The organism is Propionibacterium sp. oral taxon 192 str. F0372, from assembly GCF_000413315.1.
Lineage (GTDB): Bacteria > Actinomycetota > Actinomycetes > Propionibacteriales > Propionibacteriaceae > Brooklawnia.
Window position 1 is genome coordinate 909,023 of the sequence record NZ_KE340297.1, and the last position, 14,510, is coordinate 923,532.

The 14,510-nt window shown below is 62.8% G+C and carries 14 protein-coding genes and 1 pseudogene; 7 read left to right on the forward strand and 8 right to left on the reverse strand.

Annotated elements, in window-relative coordinates:
* Window positions 1-23: 23 nt before the first annotated feature.
* Both HMPREF1531_RS04195 and HMPREF1531_RS13560 read right to left on the reverse strand, forming a co-directional pair.
* Window positions 24-1,577, reverse strand: coding sequence for a hypothetical protein (locus HMPREF1531_RS04195; protein ID WP_016668664.1), 1,554 nt, complete (start codon window positions 1,575-1,577; stop codon window positions 24-26).
* An 82-nt stretch (window positions 1,578-1,659) separates the two neighbouring features.
* Window positions 1,660-1,836 carry a hypothetical protein gene (locus HMPREF1531_RS13560; protein ID WP_016668665.1) on the reverse strand — a complete coding sequence of 59 codons (177 nt, stop codon included), beginning with the start codon at window positions 1,834-1,836 and terminating at the stop codon, window positions 1,660-1,662.
* A 283-nt stretch (window positions 1,837-2,119) separates the two neighbouring features.
* Between HMPREF1531_RS13560 and HMPREF1531_RS04200 the strand changes: the two genes are divergently transcribed.
* Window positions 2,120-2,503 carry a hypothetical protein gene (locus HMPREF1531_RS04200; RefSeq protein ID WP_036897188.1) on the forward strand — a complete coding sequence of 128 codons (384 nt, stop codon included), beginning with the start codon at window positions 2,120-2,122 and terminating at the stop codon, window positions 2,501-2,503.
* Between the two features lie 117 nt (window positions 2,504-2,620).
* The gene (locus HMPREF1531_RS04205) at window positions 2,621-3,853 is read left to right on the forward strand and encodes a L,D-transpeptidase (protein ID WP_016668667.1); all 1,233 of its coding nucleotides are present in this window, start codon (window positions 2,621-2,623) and stop codon (window positions 3,851-3,853) included.
* Window positions 3,854-3,970: 117 nt separating this feature from the next.
* Here HMPREF1531_RS04205 and HMPREF1531_RS04210 read toward each other — a convergent pair whose 3' ends face one another.
* The gene (locus HMPREF1531_RS04210) at window positions 3,971-5,533 is read right to left on the reverse strand and encodes an MFS transporter (RefSeq protein ID WP_016668668.1); all 1,563 of its coding nucleotides are present in this window, start codon (window positions 5,531-5,533) and stop codon (window positions 3,971-3,973) included.
* A 117-nt stretch (window positions 5,534-5,650) separates the two neighbouring features.
* On the opposite strand from HMPREF1531_RS04210, the gene HMPREF1531_RS04215 reads away from it, so the two are divergent.
* Window positions 5,651-6,280, forward strand: a complete 630-nt coding sequence (locus tag HMPREF1531_RS04215) for a TetR/AcrR family transcriptional regulator (RefSeq protein ID WP_036897190.1) — start codon at window positions 5,651-5,653, stop codon at window positions 6,278-6,280.
* Between the two features lie 52 nt (window positions 6,281-6,332).
* A pseudogene (locus tag HMPREF1531_RS14390) lies at window positions 6,333-6,395 on the forward strand (hypothetical protein); the annotation flags it as partial.
* A gap of 19 nt (window positions 6,396-6,414) precedes the next feature.
* On the opposite strand, the gene HMPREF1531_RS14095 reads toward HMPREF1531_RS14390, so the two are convergent.
* From HMPREF1531_RS14095 to HMPREF1531_RS04235, 4 genes are read right to left on the reverse strand one after another with little or no spacing between them, the layout of a single operon-like run.
* Window positions 6,415-7,149, reverse strand: a complete 735-nt coding sequence (locus tag HMPREF1531_RS14095) for a hypothetical protein (RefSeq protein ID WP_016668670.1) — start codon at window positions 7,147-7,149, stop codon at window positions 6,415-6,417.
* A gap of 1 nt (window position 7,150) precedes the next feature.
* Window positions 7,151-7,849, reverse strand: coding sequence for a fluoroquinolone export ABC transporter permease subunit (locus tag HMPREF1531_RS04225; RefSeq protein ID WP_016668671.1), 699 nt, complete (start codon window positions 7,847-7,849; stop codon window positions 7,151-7,153).
* Window positions 7,846-8,697 (reverse strand): ABC transporter ATP-binding protein, encoded by an 852-nt coding sequence (locus HMPREF1531_RS04230; protein WP_016668672.1) that lies wholly within the window; start codon window positions 8,695-8,697, stop codon window positions 7,846-7,848. The genes HMPREF1531_RS04225 and HMPREF1531_RS04230 overlap by 4 nt, the downstream gene beginning before the upstream one ends.
* Window positions 8,694-9,344: a TetR/AcrR family transcriptional regulator gene (locus HMPREF1531_RS04235; protein ID WP_016668673.1), complete on the reverse strand. Its 651-nt coding sequence runs from the start codon at window positions 9,342-9,344 to the stop codon at window positions 8,694-8,696. Before HMPREF1531_RS04235 ends, HMPREF1531_RS04230 begins: the two co-directional genes overlap by 4 nt.
* A 118-nt stretch (window positions 9,345-9,462) precedes the next feature.
* Between HMPREF1531_RS04235 and HMPREF1531_RS04240 the strand changes: the two genes are divergently transcribed.
* Window positions 9,463-11,406: a penicillin-binding transpeptidase domain-containing protein gene (locus HMPREF1531_RS04240; RefSeq protein WP_016668674.1), complete on the forward strand. Its 1,944-nt coding sequence runs from the start codon at window positions 9,463-9,465 to the stop codon at window positions 11,404-11,406.
* 12 nt (window positions 11,407-11,418) lie between these two features.
* The gene (locus tag HMPREF1531_RS04245; RefSeq protein ID WP_016668675.1) at window positions 11,419-12,300 is read left to right on the forward strand and encodes a mechanosensitive ion channel family protein; all 882 of its coding nucleotides are present in this window, start codon (window positions 11,419-11,421) and stop codon (window positions 12,298-12,300) included.
* Here the strand turns inward: HMPREF1531_RS04245 and HMPREF1531_RS12805 are convergent.
* Complete coding sequence (locus HMPREF1531_RS12805; RefSeq protein ID WP_016668676.1) at window positions 12,273-12,887, reverse strand: HAD-IA family hydrolase; 615 nt, start codon at window positions 12,885-12,887, stop codon at window positions 12,273-12,275. The genes HMPREF1531_RS04245 and HMPREF1531_RS12805 overlap by 28 nt on opposite strands.
* Between HMPREF1531_RS12805 and HMPREF1531_RS04255 the strand changes: the two genes are divergently transcribed.
* The gene (locus HMPREF1531_RS04255; RefSeq protein WP_084669267.1) at window positions 12,859-14,502 is read left to right on the forward strand and encodes a CCA tRNA nucleotidyltransferase; all 1,644 of its coding nucleotides are present in this window, start codon (window positions 12,859-12,861) and stop codon (window positions 14,500-14,502) included. The genes HMPREF1531_RS12805 and HMPREF1531_RS04255 overlap by 29 nt on opposite strands.
* Window positions 14,503-14,510 lie beyond the last annotated feature (8 nt).

The window sequence follows — 14,510 nt, forward strand, 5'->3', positions numbered from 1 at the left end:
GTGAACCACATCCAGGCATGCACTCATCGCCTGCAGACCACCACCGTTGATGATTCGTACAGCACCGCTCCCCGGCACTGCGACAGGAAGCCCATGGCATCGGGTGTCTCCTCCTCCAGCATAGAGGCGGCCATCAGATCGGTGTACACGTCGATGGTGGGGGCATCGACTCCGGGACGGTTCTCATGGTGAATGCCGGTGAGCAGCTGGTATTCGGGCAATTGGAACCATGCCCCGTAGACCGGCAGTGCACCAGTGCCCGAGGCGAGAATTACCTTGGCAGCCTCCCGCTGATCATCGAGGGCCTCGTCGGCTCCCAGGTATCCCACGGCGCGAATCCCTTGTCCGATGGCGAGAGCGACCATGATCGCGGCAAGCACCGGCGCCCACCAGCGGCGCGGCCAGCCCATCCGGAAGACCAGGATCACGCAGGTCGCGTGGAGCAGCATGATTAGCGGCACGGTCTGGCGAGGGCTAGCCTGGGTGGCCTGCCAGATCCAGCTCCACGTCGCAAACAACCCGTAGCCGACGAGCGCGGCCCAGCACCAGGTAGCCAGGGCGCGATCCGGCGCGGGCTGGGCGTCGACCAGAGCCTCGCCGGAACTGCTCCCAGACTTAGTCTGGTCCGTTGCGGCCGCATCGATGCCAGCAGCCGCCGGTATGCGAGATGCCGACAGGATGCGCAGCGCGACGAACAAGGTGGCCACCACCACCAGGATCATCCCAGGGATGGTGAGGATCTCGGCCATCACCCCGAAACGCTCTGGACGGAACACCGGGTCGCCGGACTGCCCGTCGAGGAAGACCATCAGCTCGTCGATGCTCGCCCGGTACGCACTCATCGACCCGAGGCTGATCAGGCGATACACCTCAAACACCAGGGTCGGAGCAACAGCCCCCAGCACCCCGCGACCCAGCCCCTTCCAATCCGGGCGATGATTCTGGACGCAGTCGTGAATCCAGACGACGGCCAGCAGCAACGCACCGCCGACGACGAAGACCGATTTGGTCTGGCAGGACAATCCGGCCAACAGCGCAGCCAACCCGATCCGGTTGTTGGCCCCGGCCCAGGCTGCGGCGACCAACAACCCCAGGGCAGCGAACTCGCCGATGTAGCGTCCGGGCACCAGTCCGATGCTGATGAGATCCTGCCGTCCGACGATCAGCAGGAAGGGTGTGGCCGCGACCGCGAGCCCACACCATTTGCCCCAGAACTGCCGGGTGAAACCGAATAGGCACACCACCAGCAGAGTGAAGAATCCCAGCGGAACAAGCCGCATCATCCACGAGTAACCGCCCCCGGCGAGCCAGGTGAGTACCCCGGGCAGCAGCATCACCGGCCCGGTGGAGATGTAGGGATCGAAGGGTTTCGCTTCTGCGTTCTGCAGGGCACCGAAGGTGCTGTAGCCATTGCCACTGGCCAAGGATTCGATGACCTGGAGGTTGTAGGCCTCGTCGTACTCCAAGTAGGCGTGCGCCTCCCGCCAGGACACGACGAGGTAGGCGATCACCAGCAGGGCTGCGAGGATGTGGAACGCGTGGGCGCGAATGGCGGTCGGCAGTCGGCTCGGATTCACCGTTCACTCCTCTGCTCGGTCAACTGCTCGTTCAGTCACCCATACGGTGGGGGTGTGCGTATTCGCGGAACCATCATATTGGCTAGCACCCGGTCTGCTTCCTGTCCATGTCCTGGTCCTTGCCCATCCACGACGGGTCCACGACCCTGCGGAATGAGGGCTCCCGCACGGTGACCGAGTTGCCAGTTGTTGCCACGGCCTGGTGGACGAAATCCGAGCCAGGGAGCCCGGCATCGCCGGTGACGAACGGCGTTGCCATGAAACATGGTTACCAGTGAGGGTTCCTGGCATCGCTGCTTGTCCGATACACTCGCCGCGAGGCGTTAGGGGAAACGCCACACGGACAACAGATTTATCGGGGACAACCAATGCTCGGGGACAAACGGGACGCTTCGTCGTGCCCACGACCAGACAACTCACAGGCGCTGAATGCACGAAGGGCACCGCGAAGAGCCCAAGCGGGGGATTCGCAGCCGCAGCTCGGCGCACTGTACGGCGATGCGGCAGAAGACCGCATCGGTTGGTCCTCCCAGAGCACGGCCATGATCGTGACCACCGCGCAGCAGCCGTGGTACGGGTATCGGTCCCAGGAGCACCGCTCGGCAAAGTTCATCATCACCGTGACGATGACCGGGCTGATCGCCTTCTTCACCGGCATCGCTATCGGCGCGAGCAGTGCACCGCAGCCGAGTTCTGCCACATCCGTGGTTCCGGTCACGGTCACCGCCACGGAAACCGCCACAGCTACGACGACCGTCGAGGCTCCCGCGTCAACCGCTACTCCCACCGAGAGCCAGCCCGCAGCTGAGACCCAACCAGTCGTCGCGGAAGAGCCGCAGGCCGTGGCCGAGCCAACGGCCACCGAGGAGCAACCCACCACCCAGCCGGTGGAGGTCGTCTCCGAGATGGATACTCCGAACCGATAGCTTTCTGCGGCAGCAGAACCTTCTCCGGCAGAGCCCATGGTTTCGCCCAGCGCAAACGATGTGCAACCAAGACGTGGATTAATCCGGTCGAACCGTGTGCTGCCCTAGGATTTGCCCATGACTTGGGGTCCGTTCTCCCGCCGCGCCGCCCTGCTGGGTGCAGGTGGCATTTTGCTTGCCGGTTGTTCCAGCAGCCCTGGCGGTTCGTCGACGCAGTCGTCTGATTCGTCCACCGGGGCGAACCAGACGAACGACAAGCACAAGGAAGAGCGTCGACGGGTGGAGAACCCACCGGTGCCTGCGGTTACCATCTCGGCGGCCCATGGCCTGGATGCGATGTGGCCCAACGAACCCTTGGAGATCAATGTCACCGACGGGACGCCCACCTCGGTGAAGTTCACCGACGTTGCCAATGGCGCGGTGTTCCACGCAACGGTGAACGGTAACCAAGCTCTTCCGGATCGCGGTTCGCTGTTTCCCCGCGCCTCTTACACCGTCGAGGTGACTGCCGAGGATGTGAATGGGGATCCACACACCTCCACGCATTCGGTGACGACGATTAATCCCCCGATGGTGACCGAGGTCGATTTCCGCTTCGCCGATGGCGAGGTGATCGGTAACGGCATGCCGGTGTGGGTACGTTTCGATCTCCCGGTGCCAGAAGCCGACCGGGCCGCGATTGAGCGCACGGCGTCGATCACCACCTCCCCGGTGCAGGAGGGTGCTTGGGGTTGGGTCGACGAGAACACCTTGCAGTGGCGACCGAAGAACTACTGGGAGATCGGCTCGACGGCTCACGTCGAGGTCCACGCCGCGGGTCTTCGAACTGGCGACAACTGGATTCTCAACGATGCCGCAGCCGACTACCGTTACGGCGACCTGCGGGTACTGCAAACAAATATCGATGCCCACACCACCACCTGCTACCGCAACGGCGAAGTGGTCAAGATCTTGCCGGTGAGTACCGGAAAGCCTGGCTACGAGACCATGACTGGCACCAAGATGATCATGGACAAGGAGTTCAAGACCATCATGGACTCCACCTCCTACGGCGTAGACAAGGAATCCGCCGAAGGGTACCGGCTGGAGGTCTACTACGCCCAGCGGATTACCTGGTCTGGTGAGTACTTCCATGCCGCTCCCTGGGCCGACGCATCCCACGGCAGCGAGAACGTCTCCCACGGATGCACCGGGCTATCCGACGAGAACGCTGCCTGGCTGTTCGAATACACCCTGGTGGGTGACCCCTGCGAATTCACCGGCTCCACCTTCCCCGTGCGCCCAGAACAGACCTGGGGCGCCTGGGTATACAGCTGGGAAGACTGGCAGAAACTCAGCGCCCTGAGGTAAGCGAACCCGGGCTCTGCCACGCATGCAGCTCGTGCTTCGACCGGAGGTTGGCCCTCTGACTCCAGTAAGTTGGGCCGCCGTCATTTCCTCACCACCGGTTCCAAGGTCCGCGCCACCTTACGCATGGCTCTTCCGCCTGGATAGGACGAAGAACAGAACCGCGATCACCAACAACATGCTCGCACCAACGAAGATCCATGCAAGAAGGGCAAACCCACCGCTGTAGGCCGCGATCTGAGCGTTGGCGCTGGCCTGCTCTTTGATCTGTTCAATGATCTGTTGCCCAGCTGCGGTGTCGGGCGTGGTCTGGGCTTGAGCGAGAGCCCTCGCGATGTCGGCTTGGATCGCTTCCTTGTGAGCGTTGATGTAATCGGTGATTCGATGCGTTGCGTAAGTGGCGAGAAGGGCAACGCCGAATGAAGAGCCGATCTGCTGGGAAGCGTTGAGTACAGCCGAAGCAAGCCCGGAACGGTGCTCGCCCACGCCGCGAGTGCCCGCATTGAATGTCATTGGCATGACCAATCCAACGCCAACTCCATAGATAATGAGCCCGGGCAGTGCAGCCTGAATGTAGGTCGAATCGACCGTCATTTGGGCGAGCACGATGAAAGCGGCAGCCTGGATGGCGAGCCCTAGTGGGAACATGCCCTTCGCTCCGAGCCGCGGGACGAGCAGTCTGCTGGCGATCATGGCGGTGAGCACAAGGGTAGCAACCATCGGTAGAAACATGATGCCGGTCTTTAGCGGCGTGTACCCGAGGAAATCCTGGAAATAGTAGGTGAGGTAAAGGAACGCCCCCATCTGCGCTGCACCGTTGAGGAACTGAACGGTGCAGGAAGCGGCTCGCGCCGGATGCGTCGTGAGCCACAGCGGCAACACAGGCTGGCGAGCACGCCATTCCCGTACCACGAAGAGGACCGCAAAGACAGCCCCAGCGGAAAGCCAGATGAGGGTGGATGTCGAGGTCCACTCGTGCTGCTGGGCTTGATTCAGCCCATAGACGAGGCTGAAGATTGCCGCGCATCCGAGGGCGAGTCCGAGCACGTCCTCGGTGATCCGGGTGGTGCGGTCGCGCTGGCTTGCGGGCGGGAGACTACGTCGACCTACCAGAAAGGCGACGACTGCGATTGACACGTTCACGTATAAGCACCAACGCCAGTCCAACGCATCAGTGAGCGCCCCGCCGACCATGAGTCCGACGGCAGCACCAAGTCCACCGGTTGCCCCGAGGGTGCCGAATGCTCTCGTGCGATCTGTCTGATCCGTAAAGGTCGTGTTGACTAAGGCAAGGACAGTGGGGGCAAGTAGAGCCCCGAACCCACCCTGTACCGCCCGAGCGGCCACGAGGACTCCGAACGAAGGAGCTAAACCAGCCACCAGACTTGCTACGGCAAAGCCAATCAGACCGGTCCGGTATGCGCGCCGAATGCCGAGCACCGCGGTGAGGCGCCCACCAAACAAGATCAGCCCACCAAAAGCTAGGCTATAAGCGGTCACTACCCATGGGCGCTGATCGGCACTCATGCCAAGATCGTCCTGCATCTGAGGGAGAGCGATCGCGATGACCGTCATGTCCAGCACGAGCATCAACTGGGTGATCACCGCGCTGACGAGGACCGCTCCCGAGCGAACCCTTTTCCCCACCGCTGGCGCCACGGCCGCCGTGTTGTTTCTGCTCATAACCCACCTCCATATCGAAACCATCGTTTCGGTTTCCTCTGCGAACGTACCTCCGGATGCGAGATGTGTCAAAAACGATCGTTTCGATTTGATGGGTCAAACGGGTATGCTCGCGGCATGCCCAAGCTCAGCGACGCTCGACAACAGCGCCAGGCAGCCCGCATCTACGCCGCGGCGGAACGCTGCTTTGCCCGCAATGGCTTCCACGCGACGTCTATGGACGAGATCATCGCCGAAGCAGGCATGTCATCAAGCACCGTCTATCGGTACTACCCTGGGGGAAAGCAGGAACTCATCCACGCCGTATCCGCGGCTCGCATCGACCCTCTCCTCAACCGGATCGCCGCTCTCGCCGACCAGGCACACCCGCCACCCCTGGAACAAGCGTTCCTCGAAGGGATCGGTGTCCTGTGGCCTCACCCCGAATCTGCCGAAGCAGAAGACCCCTCGGCCATGCTCCGTTCTACCCGACTAGCACTGAATGCTTGGAACGAAATCGGCAGAGATGCACAACTCGGTGACATGCTTCGCGCGAACTACATCACCATCCGCACCCAACTCACGCGACTGATTCGCCGCTGGCAAGACAGCGGAATAGTCACAACGTCGTTGGAACCCGTGGAAGTAGCGGCCCTGATGCAGAACGTCGTCTTTGGACTGGTGATTGAACAGGTGATCACCGGTAACGCCGACATTCCAGGCGCGGCACACCGACTCAGCCAACTTCTCACTCCCCTCAGCACCTGAGCGACATCGCCGGGCCAGAGCACCATATCGTTGTGTAAACGGCAGCGAGAACGTCTCCCACGGATGCACCGGGCTATCCGACGAGAACGCTGCCTGGCTGTTCGAATACACCCTGGTGGGTGACCCCTGCGAGTTCACCGGCTCCACCTTCCCCGTGCGCTCAGGTGCCGGACTGCCGCCACTCCCAGGACGATGTTCACCACGTAGCTTCCGGCCACGTACCCCCAAATGGGTCGTCCGTCGTCGGCTTGGCGGTTCGCCATGACCGGCCACCAGCTGGGAAGCCACACCGTCGCCCACGCCCAGAATCCGTCTGTGATCAGGCCCATGCAGGGCAGTAACAGCACCACCAGTGCCAGCTTCACCACGGCAAAACCTTGAACCTTGTTGGCGGCACCCGCCGCGAGGACCAACCCGAAGGCCGCGCCCAAGGGAGCTCCCGCCACTGCAGTGAAGATCGTATCGACGACGTCTATGCGGGTCAAACCAGCAATCGGGAGGGCCAGCATGATCATGATCATGCTGAGCAGCCACGCCACAACCGCCCGCCAAGCGAGGTACCCGGTAAGAGACACGGGGGTAACTCGGATCGCGGTCAGCGTCCGGTCATCCTTCTCATCCAGCAACATGAACCCGAGAAGAGTCCCCACCACTAACGGTATGACGACCGCAAAGAATGCCGTCTCAATGATGCCCAGCCAGCGCTCGGCACCGCCAGCCTCGCCGAGCGCGCCGCGGATGGGATCAGCCAGGGCACGCAGGGCAAGAGCCATCGCGACCGGGACCATCAGCATCCACACCAGAAAGCCGTCACGCACCACGCGTCGGCCATCTGCAGCCACCAAATTCCTCAATACTTTCCACCTCATGTCACACCTGGTCACCCACGAGGAAGCGCTGGAAGCGGGCGCTGGCCACCTTGAATCCGATCAGCACCCAGATCACAGCGACGATGAGAGCGGGCACGGCCCACCAGGCGGCCAACCAGCCAAACGCAACCTGGATCAGCACGACCACTGGGTGGAGGGGATGAAGCCACAGCCACCACCCCGACGGAGCACCGAACAGCGGCAGCATTGGGACCGCGAACACTGCCGTCCACAACCCAGACGGCAGCAAGAACCGGCTGATCGAAGGGTATTTGGACACTGCGATGAAGCCGTAGAGGACATAGAGGGCTGCGGCAACCGCGGCGGCAGCGAGGTAGGCGAACCAGTTCAACCGCCGGCCACATCCAACAAGCACCAACACCGACATTTCCACCAACGACAGCACCGCCAGCGACACCACCAGGGACGCCAGATACTCATGCGGCCGCAACGGGCTCACGGCCTGCGCATTGAGGGTGCCCTCCACACGCTGCATGAGCACGTGAGCCGCTGCGAAATAGAACGCAGTAATGGTGAGATCGGCCAGGAGAACGACCGGCCACCACACGGCCCACTCGACGTCGACGGCGCGCAGCACGGCTGCCAGGAGGAGGGCCACGACGAGCGCCACGAGCCAGAAGCCCTCGGTCACCTGCCGACGCAGATCAACCCACACGGTCGCCCCCAGTCGGCGCATCATGTCAGACTCCGACCGGTCAATTGGGTAAAAACATCGGCCAGGCCAGCCTCCTGAGAATGGATTGACTGTACCGGCTTGTTCCGGAGCGTCTCGTGGAACTCACGGTTGTCCGCCAAACCCATCAAGGGGAAGACCGCCTGTCCGCCGGGCCAGCTGAGTCTCACGGCTGCGCTGCCGTGCTGGCGGCGCAACTGGTCGGGGACGCCGATCTGTGCGACACAACCCTCGACGATGAAAGCCACCCGGTCGCAGATCCGCTCCGCCAGGCCCATGTCATGGGTCGAGACGATCACAGTGCGTCCGGCGTTCCTCTCGTCGCTGATGAGACTCATCATGTGCTCGGCACCGACCGGGTCGAGGCCGGAGGTGGGTTCGTCGAGGAAGATGATCTCCGGGGTATGGATCAGCGCACGCGCCACGTTCAGCCGCACCCCCATGCCCTTGCTCATCCGAGCCGCAGGCAGGTTCGCATCAGAAGCCAACCCGACACGTTCGAGGAGTTCTAGCGGGTTACGCGTCGGCCCACGATAGAGGTGCGCAAAATACCTAAGGTTCTCCACCAGCGTCAGCCCGCCGAAGGCAATCGGGGATTCGAAGCCCACCCCCACCCGCTCGTAGTAGTCGCGACCCCAGGCCCCGATCTCCCGGCCAAGGACCGTAACCTTGCCGGTGTAACCAGTGAGCAGCCCCGTGAGGATGCGCTGGGTGGTGGACTTGCCAGCCCCGCTTGGCCCCAGGAATCCGAAGACCTCGCCGGGCGAGATGTTGAAGGCCACGTCGTGCAGCGTGGGCGCCACGTTGCCCGGGTACGTGAAGCCTAGCCCTGCGACCGCGATGACCCCGCTCATTTCTGCTCTTCACAGCCCACTGCACGCAGCACCATGTCCAGCACCGCACAAACCGTCTGCTGGAGGTCCTCACGCGTCTGGGCATCAGCGTCTGCAAGTTCCCGGGCGCTCGGGATCCCGAACCTAGTCAGCAGGTACTTTCCGAGGCCCATGACCGTGTGCTCGACCAGCCAAGCAGCGGCATCCGGATCGAGATCAGGGTGCAGTTCCCCGCCCGCCACGCCCGCACGTACCGCATCGCAGACCCATGCGTGCACCTGATCGCCGGTATTGCGCATGGCCGCCATAACCGCCACCGCATCACTGCTATTCGCCCGGACGAGAACCTCCCACGAGAGCGGATCGGCAAGCTGGAAGGCCTGGGTGTCCAAGACGACGCTCTTCAGACGCTCGGCGAAGGATGCATCGTCACCAAGATCGTCGGTCATGGCGACACGACGCTCCAGCGAGTCCTGCACTGCGACCAGGTAGGCGTCCTGTTTGTCGAGAAAGTACTGATAGAAACTGCCTTTGGACACCCCGGCACGCTGGGTGATCCGGTCGACGGAGGCGCCATCGAAGCTGTAACGGGCGAACTCGGTCTTGAGGGCAGCGACGAGCCGCTGTCTTTTGTCCTGCGGCAGGTTGTCGAATGTGGGGTGCGGCACCGGATCACTCCCTAGGTGACTCATCAGTCATATGACTGATGAGTCATAATCTACGCCGAGGGTAAGCCGCTGGCAACGAGGCTCCGGCCAAATATTTCGTCCAGATAGGCTTCGATACATGAAGGGTTGGCGAACCAATGGCTGGCCGGGCCGCATACCCACCAGGCTCACCGCCGCTGGGCTGGCATGTGCGCTGGTCACCAGCGGGTGCGCAGGGCTCACCGACCGTGGCATCGACCCCGGCAAGGCCGAATCCCTGGCCGAGCGGCTGGTCGTCGCCCTGGCCGTCGGTGATATCTCCAGCATCGAAGCCATCGACCAGGACCAGGCCGTGCGCGACCATGAGCAGGTGATCGGCTCCATGGGTGCTCTGCTGCCCAATACGAGTCTCGCTGGCATCACCTACAAAGATGGGGGCCGCACGGCCGATGTTCTCATCAACCAGGAATACGCTTTCCCACAGGGCTCGTGGACCTTCCAAACCCATGCCACGCTGCGTCACGACGACACCTGGCTCCTCGACTGGTCGCCATCAATCGTCCATCCGCAGTTATCGGCCACCACCCGGCTGCGCGACGAACGGAGCACCGGGGTACGTGGGACCATCCGCGACGCCGCAGGCACCGCCCTGGTGGAGAACCGCACCGTTTACAAGGTGGGTATCGACAAATCCCAAACCGACCCCGCCCAATGGGAACCCTCCGCCCGGTCCTTGGCGGGACTCCTGGAGGTCGATCCAGACCAGTACGCTGCCCAAGTCCTGGCCTCGGGACCGCTGGCCTTCGTCTCAGCCATCACCCTGCGCGAAGGCCGGGTACCGAACGCCATCGCATCCGTCCCGGGCGCAGCTGCCGTGCCCTCCACCCTCCCGCTAGCCCCGGACCAGAACTTCGCACGAGGATTGCTTGGCATCTCTGGCGAGGCACCACCCGAAGTCATTGCGAAATCAAAGGGAGAGATCATCACCGGGGACATCGTCGGGCTCAGTGGGGTACAGATGTACCAAGACTCCCGGTTGCGTGGGATTCCCGGGCATACAATCACCATCTCACCACGCACCCCAGAACAGCTATCCGAGATGGGCCAGCCCCCATCCTCGGAACCGGCCCCATCCACCAATCCCGGCACGCTCCAGCAGGATCACACCGTCTACTCGGTGGCCGCAGTCGACGGGTCCGGCGTGAGCCTCACTCTCAACTCCGACCTGCAGCGCCGCACTGAGGAACTGCTGTCCCGCTACGAGTGGCTGGTGATGGCGGTAGTGCTCGACCGACACACCGGAGCGATCTTGGCCGCAGCAAATTCCCCGGCGGCGGGCGCGAATTCCTTCGCCACCACCGGCGCCTACCCACCAGGCTCGACGCTGAAGGTGGTGACCGCCCTCGCCCTGCTGCGTCGCGGCTACACCCCCGACTCCCCGGTGAACTGCTCCAAGGAAGCCACCGTCGACGGTCGCATCTTCACCAACTTCCCCGGCTACCCGCCGGAGCACAACGGCGTCATCCCGCTACGCGATGCCGTTGCCCAGTCCTGCAACACCGCATTCATCAACGCTTCGGTGGACATGTCCGACACCGAGCTCGCCTCCGCAGCAGCCTCCTTGGGCCTGTCCGTCGATCACGATTCAGGCTTCGACGCCTTCTACGGTTCGATACCCACACCCCCCGATGTGGTGACCAAGGCCTCGAACAACATCGGCCAGGGGCTGGTACAAATGTCACCGATGGCGATGGCCGGAATGGCTGCCTCGGTGTCCAGCGGGGAGACGAAGATCCCCTACCTCATCTCCGACCAGGTGCCCACCTCCACCGCCCAGCCGCTCACCGGGCAGGAGGCCTCCATGTTGCAGGACATCATGGCCTCGGTCGTCGCCTCCGGTACCCTCACCCATGTATCTGGGGTGTTGCAAGGCGGCAAATCGGGCACCTCGGAATTCTCCGACGACATCACCCGCAACCACATCTGGACCGTCGGATACACCGAGGATTACGCGATCACCGTGATGGACTACGAATCACACAGTTGGATCCCCAACGAAGTCATCAAGGCCCTGCTGGGCTGACAGGCAGGAACCATGAATATCATCTGGCCGGACACCATTATCGAAATCGGCGTCATCCTCGCCGTCGCCATCGTCACCCGCGGGGTGCTGATGCGGGTGATCCGGATGTGGATCCGCTCTTCCACACGACGTGCCGAACGGCAACGCGATGACCTGTCGGGCCGGGCCGCCAAGGTGATCGCTGCCGCCGGGGCGATGGACACCGAACGGCAAAACCACCGATCCCGCACCCTGGCCTCAATGCTTGGCTCTATCCTCAACGCATTGCTCGTCATAGTCGTCGCCTTCATGGTGCTGCAGGCCGTCGGCATCAATATTGCCCCCGCCCTGGCCTCGGCGGGAATCGGCGGGATAGCGATCGGCTTCGGGGCCCAATCCCTGGTGAAGGACATCTTGTCGGGAATCTTCATCATGATGGAGGACCAGTTCGGGGTCGGTGATTCGATCGACGTCGGGGACCTCCGCGGCACCGTGCTGGGTTTGGGACTGCGGGTAACCCGTATCCAGGATCCGCACGGCGAGATCTGGTATGTGCGCAACGGGGAGATCTCCACCCTCGGAAACCGCACCCAAGGATGGTCCGTCTCGACAGTCACCGTTCCGGTGCCGATCTCTCAGGATCCGCAGGCCGTCATCTCCACTCTCACCGCCATCTGTATCGCCCTCGACCAGGACGAGGTGTGGTCCGAGACGATGCTCGAATCCCCGGTGGTGCTGGGCCTCAACTCCTTTGAGGGGAATCTGGCAAACTACCAGATTCTCCTCAAATGCCCCACCGACAAGCAGTGGGGTCTGGAACGTGAACTGCGGGCCCGCATCCTCACCGCCTTCGACGCAGCCGGAATCCGCACCCCTCGCCCCATTGATTACGTCGGCCAACCGCCGAAGGCTTGATCCACAGATGTGCGTGGATGAGCATGAACCCCGACCAAGGTTCGTGCTTCCTCGACACCGACGAATTCATGAGCATCAATGCCCAAGTGGCGCGCCGCGTCCACGTTGGCGTAGCGGTCATCGAAGAACAACACATCGCCCGCGTCACATCCGACGCGCTCAAGCAGACAAGAGAAGGCACGTGGATCCGGTTTGCGCACTGCGATATCTGCGCTGACCACCCAATCGGTGATGATCTCATCAAGCCCGAAACGACCTCTAAGGCGCCTCGACCATGCCGAGATGTCATTCGTCAGAGCCGTAACTCGTAATCCATGCGCAGCAGCCTCCTGAACCAAATCCGTGATACCCGGCATCAACTCGTGCCTTTGGCAGTATTCCTCGTCCAGCCCCTGCGGGAGGCCGCACGCTAACCACAGTTCATCCGAGGTCATCCGGCCAAGGCTTGCGGCTCGGTAATGCCTCTTGATCTCCGCCGCAGACAGGATGCAATCCTTGGCCCGGACAAACGGAATCAAAAGCTCGGCCACATCGTCGGCGGATCGGTAGATGACGCCCATGGCGTCGAGAACCAGGATCCTGCTCATCGGCCCCAATGATACCGGGCCGTCCTGGCCTTACCGTTACCTCAAGCGAGCCAGTTGCGCAGGCAAAGCCCTGGCGATCCCCGGTCGGCACATACCGGGCGGTAGAGTGTTCTGGGTGTGCGATCTGAACGAGGTACGTGCCACTGCCTTGGCGACGCTGCTGCCCGCAAGCGACATCATTACCTCACTGGGCAAGCTCTTCGCCGCCGCGGGCCACGAGCTGCACTTGGTGGGTGGCTCGGTCCGTGATGCCCTGCTGGGCAAGCTCGGCAACGACCTCGACTTCACCACCTCGGCTCACCCGGCGCAGACCCACTCCCTGTTGAAAAAGTTCACCAAGACGGTCTGGGACGTAGGCTCCGAGTACGGCACCATCTCCGCCCAGACGACGACGGACCGCACCTGGCTCATTGAGATCACTACCTTTCGCGCCGACACTTACCGCACCGATTCCCGCAAACCAGTCGTTGCCTTCGGTGACAATGTCACCGGTGATCTGGTGCGCCGCGATTTCACGATCAACGCGATGGCCCTGGACGTCACCGGCCCCAGCATTGAGCAGTGGCGGCTCGTCGACCCCCACGACGGACTCGACGACTTGGCCAAACGCATCCTGCGCACCCCGGCCGCACCCGAGATCTCCTTCTCCGACGACCCGCTGCGGATGATGCGCGCCGCCCGCTTCGCATCCCAGCTCAACTTTGATCTTGCCCCGGACACCGCCCGGGCGATGGGGGAGATGGCCGAGCGGATCTCAATCATCTCCGCCGAACGGGTCCGCGACGAACTGTCGAAGCTGCTGCTCACCGATTCCCCGCGCTTCGGGCTCGATCTACTGGTACGTTCCGGGATCGCCCAGATTGTCCTGCCCGAACTACCCGCCATGCAGCTGGAACGCGACGAACACGCCCGCCACAAGGATGTCTATGAACATTCGTTGACCGTACTCGACCAGGCGATCGCCCTGGAGAAGGCCCGGGACTTCGTCGACGGGAAACCGAACCCCGACCACACCCCGGATCTGGTGGTGCGCCTGGCAGCCCTGCTGCACGACATCGGCAAGCCCGCCACCAGAACCTTCGAGGGATCCAAAGTGACCTTCCACCACCACGACATCGTCGGGGCGAAGATGGCTCGCAAACGCCTGAAGGCGTTGCGCTACCCACGTGATGTGATCACCGCGGTATGCGAGCTCATCGCCTTGCACCTGAGATTCCATGGCTATGCAGAGGGATCCTCTGGCGGGGCGTCATCGGGGTGGAGCGATTCCGCAGTTCGCCGTTACGTGCGCGACGCTGGTGATCAACTGGAGCGCTTGCACATCCTTACCCGCTCCGACTGCACCACTCGCAACCAGCGCAAGGCCGACCGGCTGCGGCGCGCCTACGACGAACTGGAATACCGCATCGACGAGCTGGCTGCGGCCGAGGAACTGGCGGCGATCCGCCCCGACCTGAACGGCGACCAGATCATGGCTCTACTGGGCATCGGCCCGGGACGCCAGGTGGGTGCCGCTTACAAATTCCTGCTCGAACGCCGGATGGACCAAGGTCCGCTCGGCGAGGAACGTGCCCGTGCCGAGCTGCTTGCCTGGTGGGCCGACCAACCACACTGAGGTCAGGT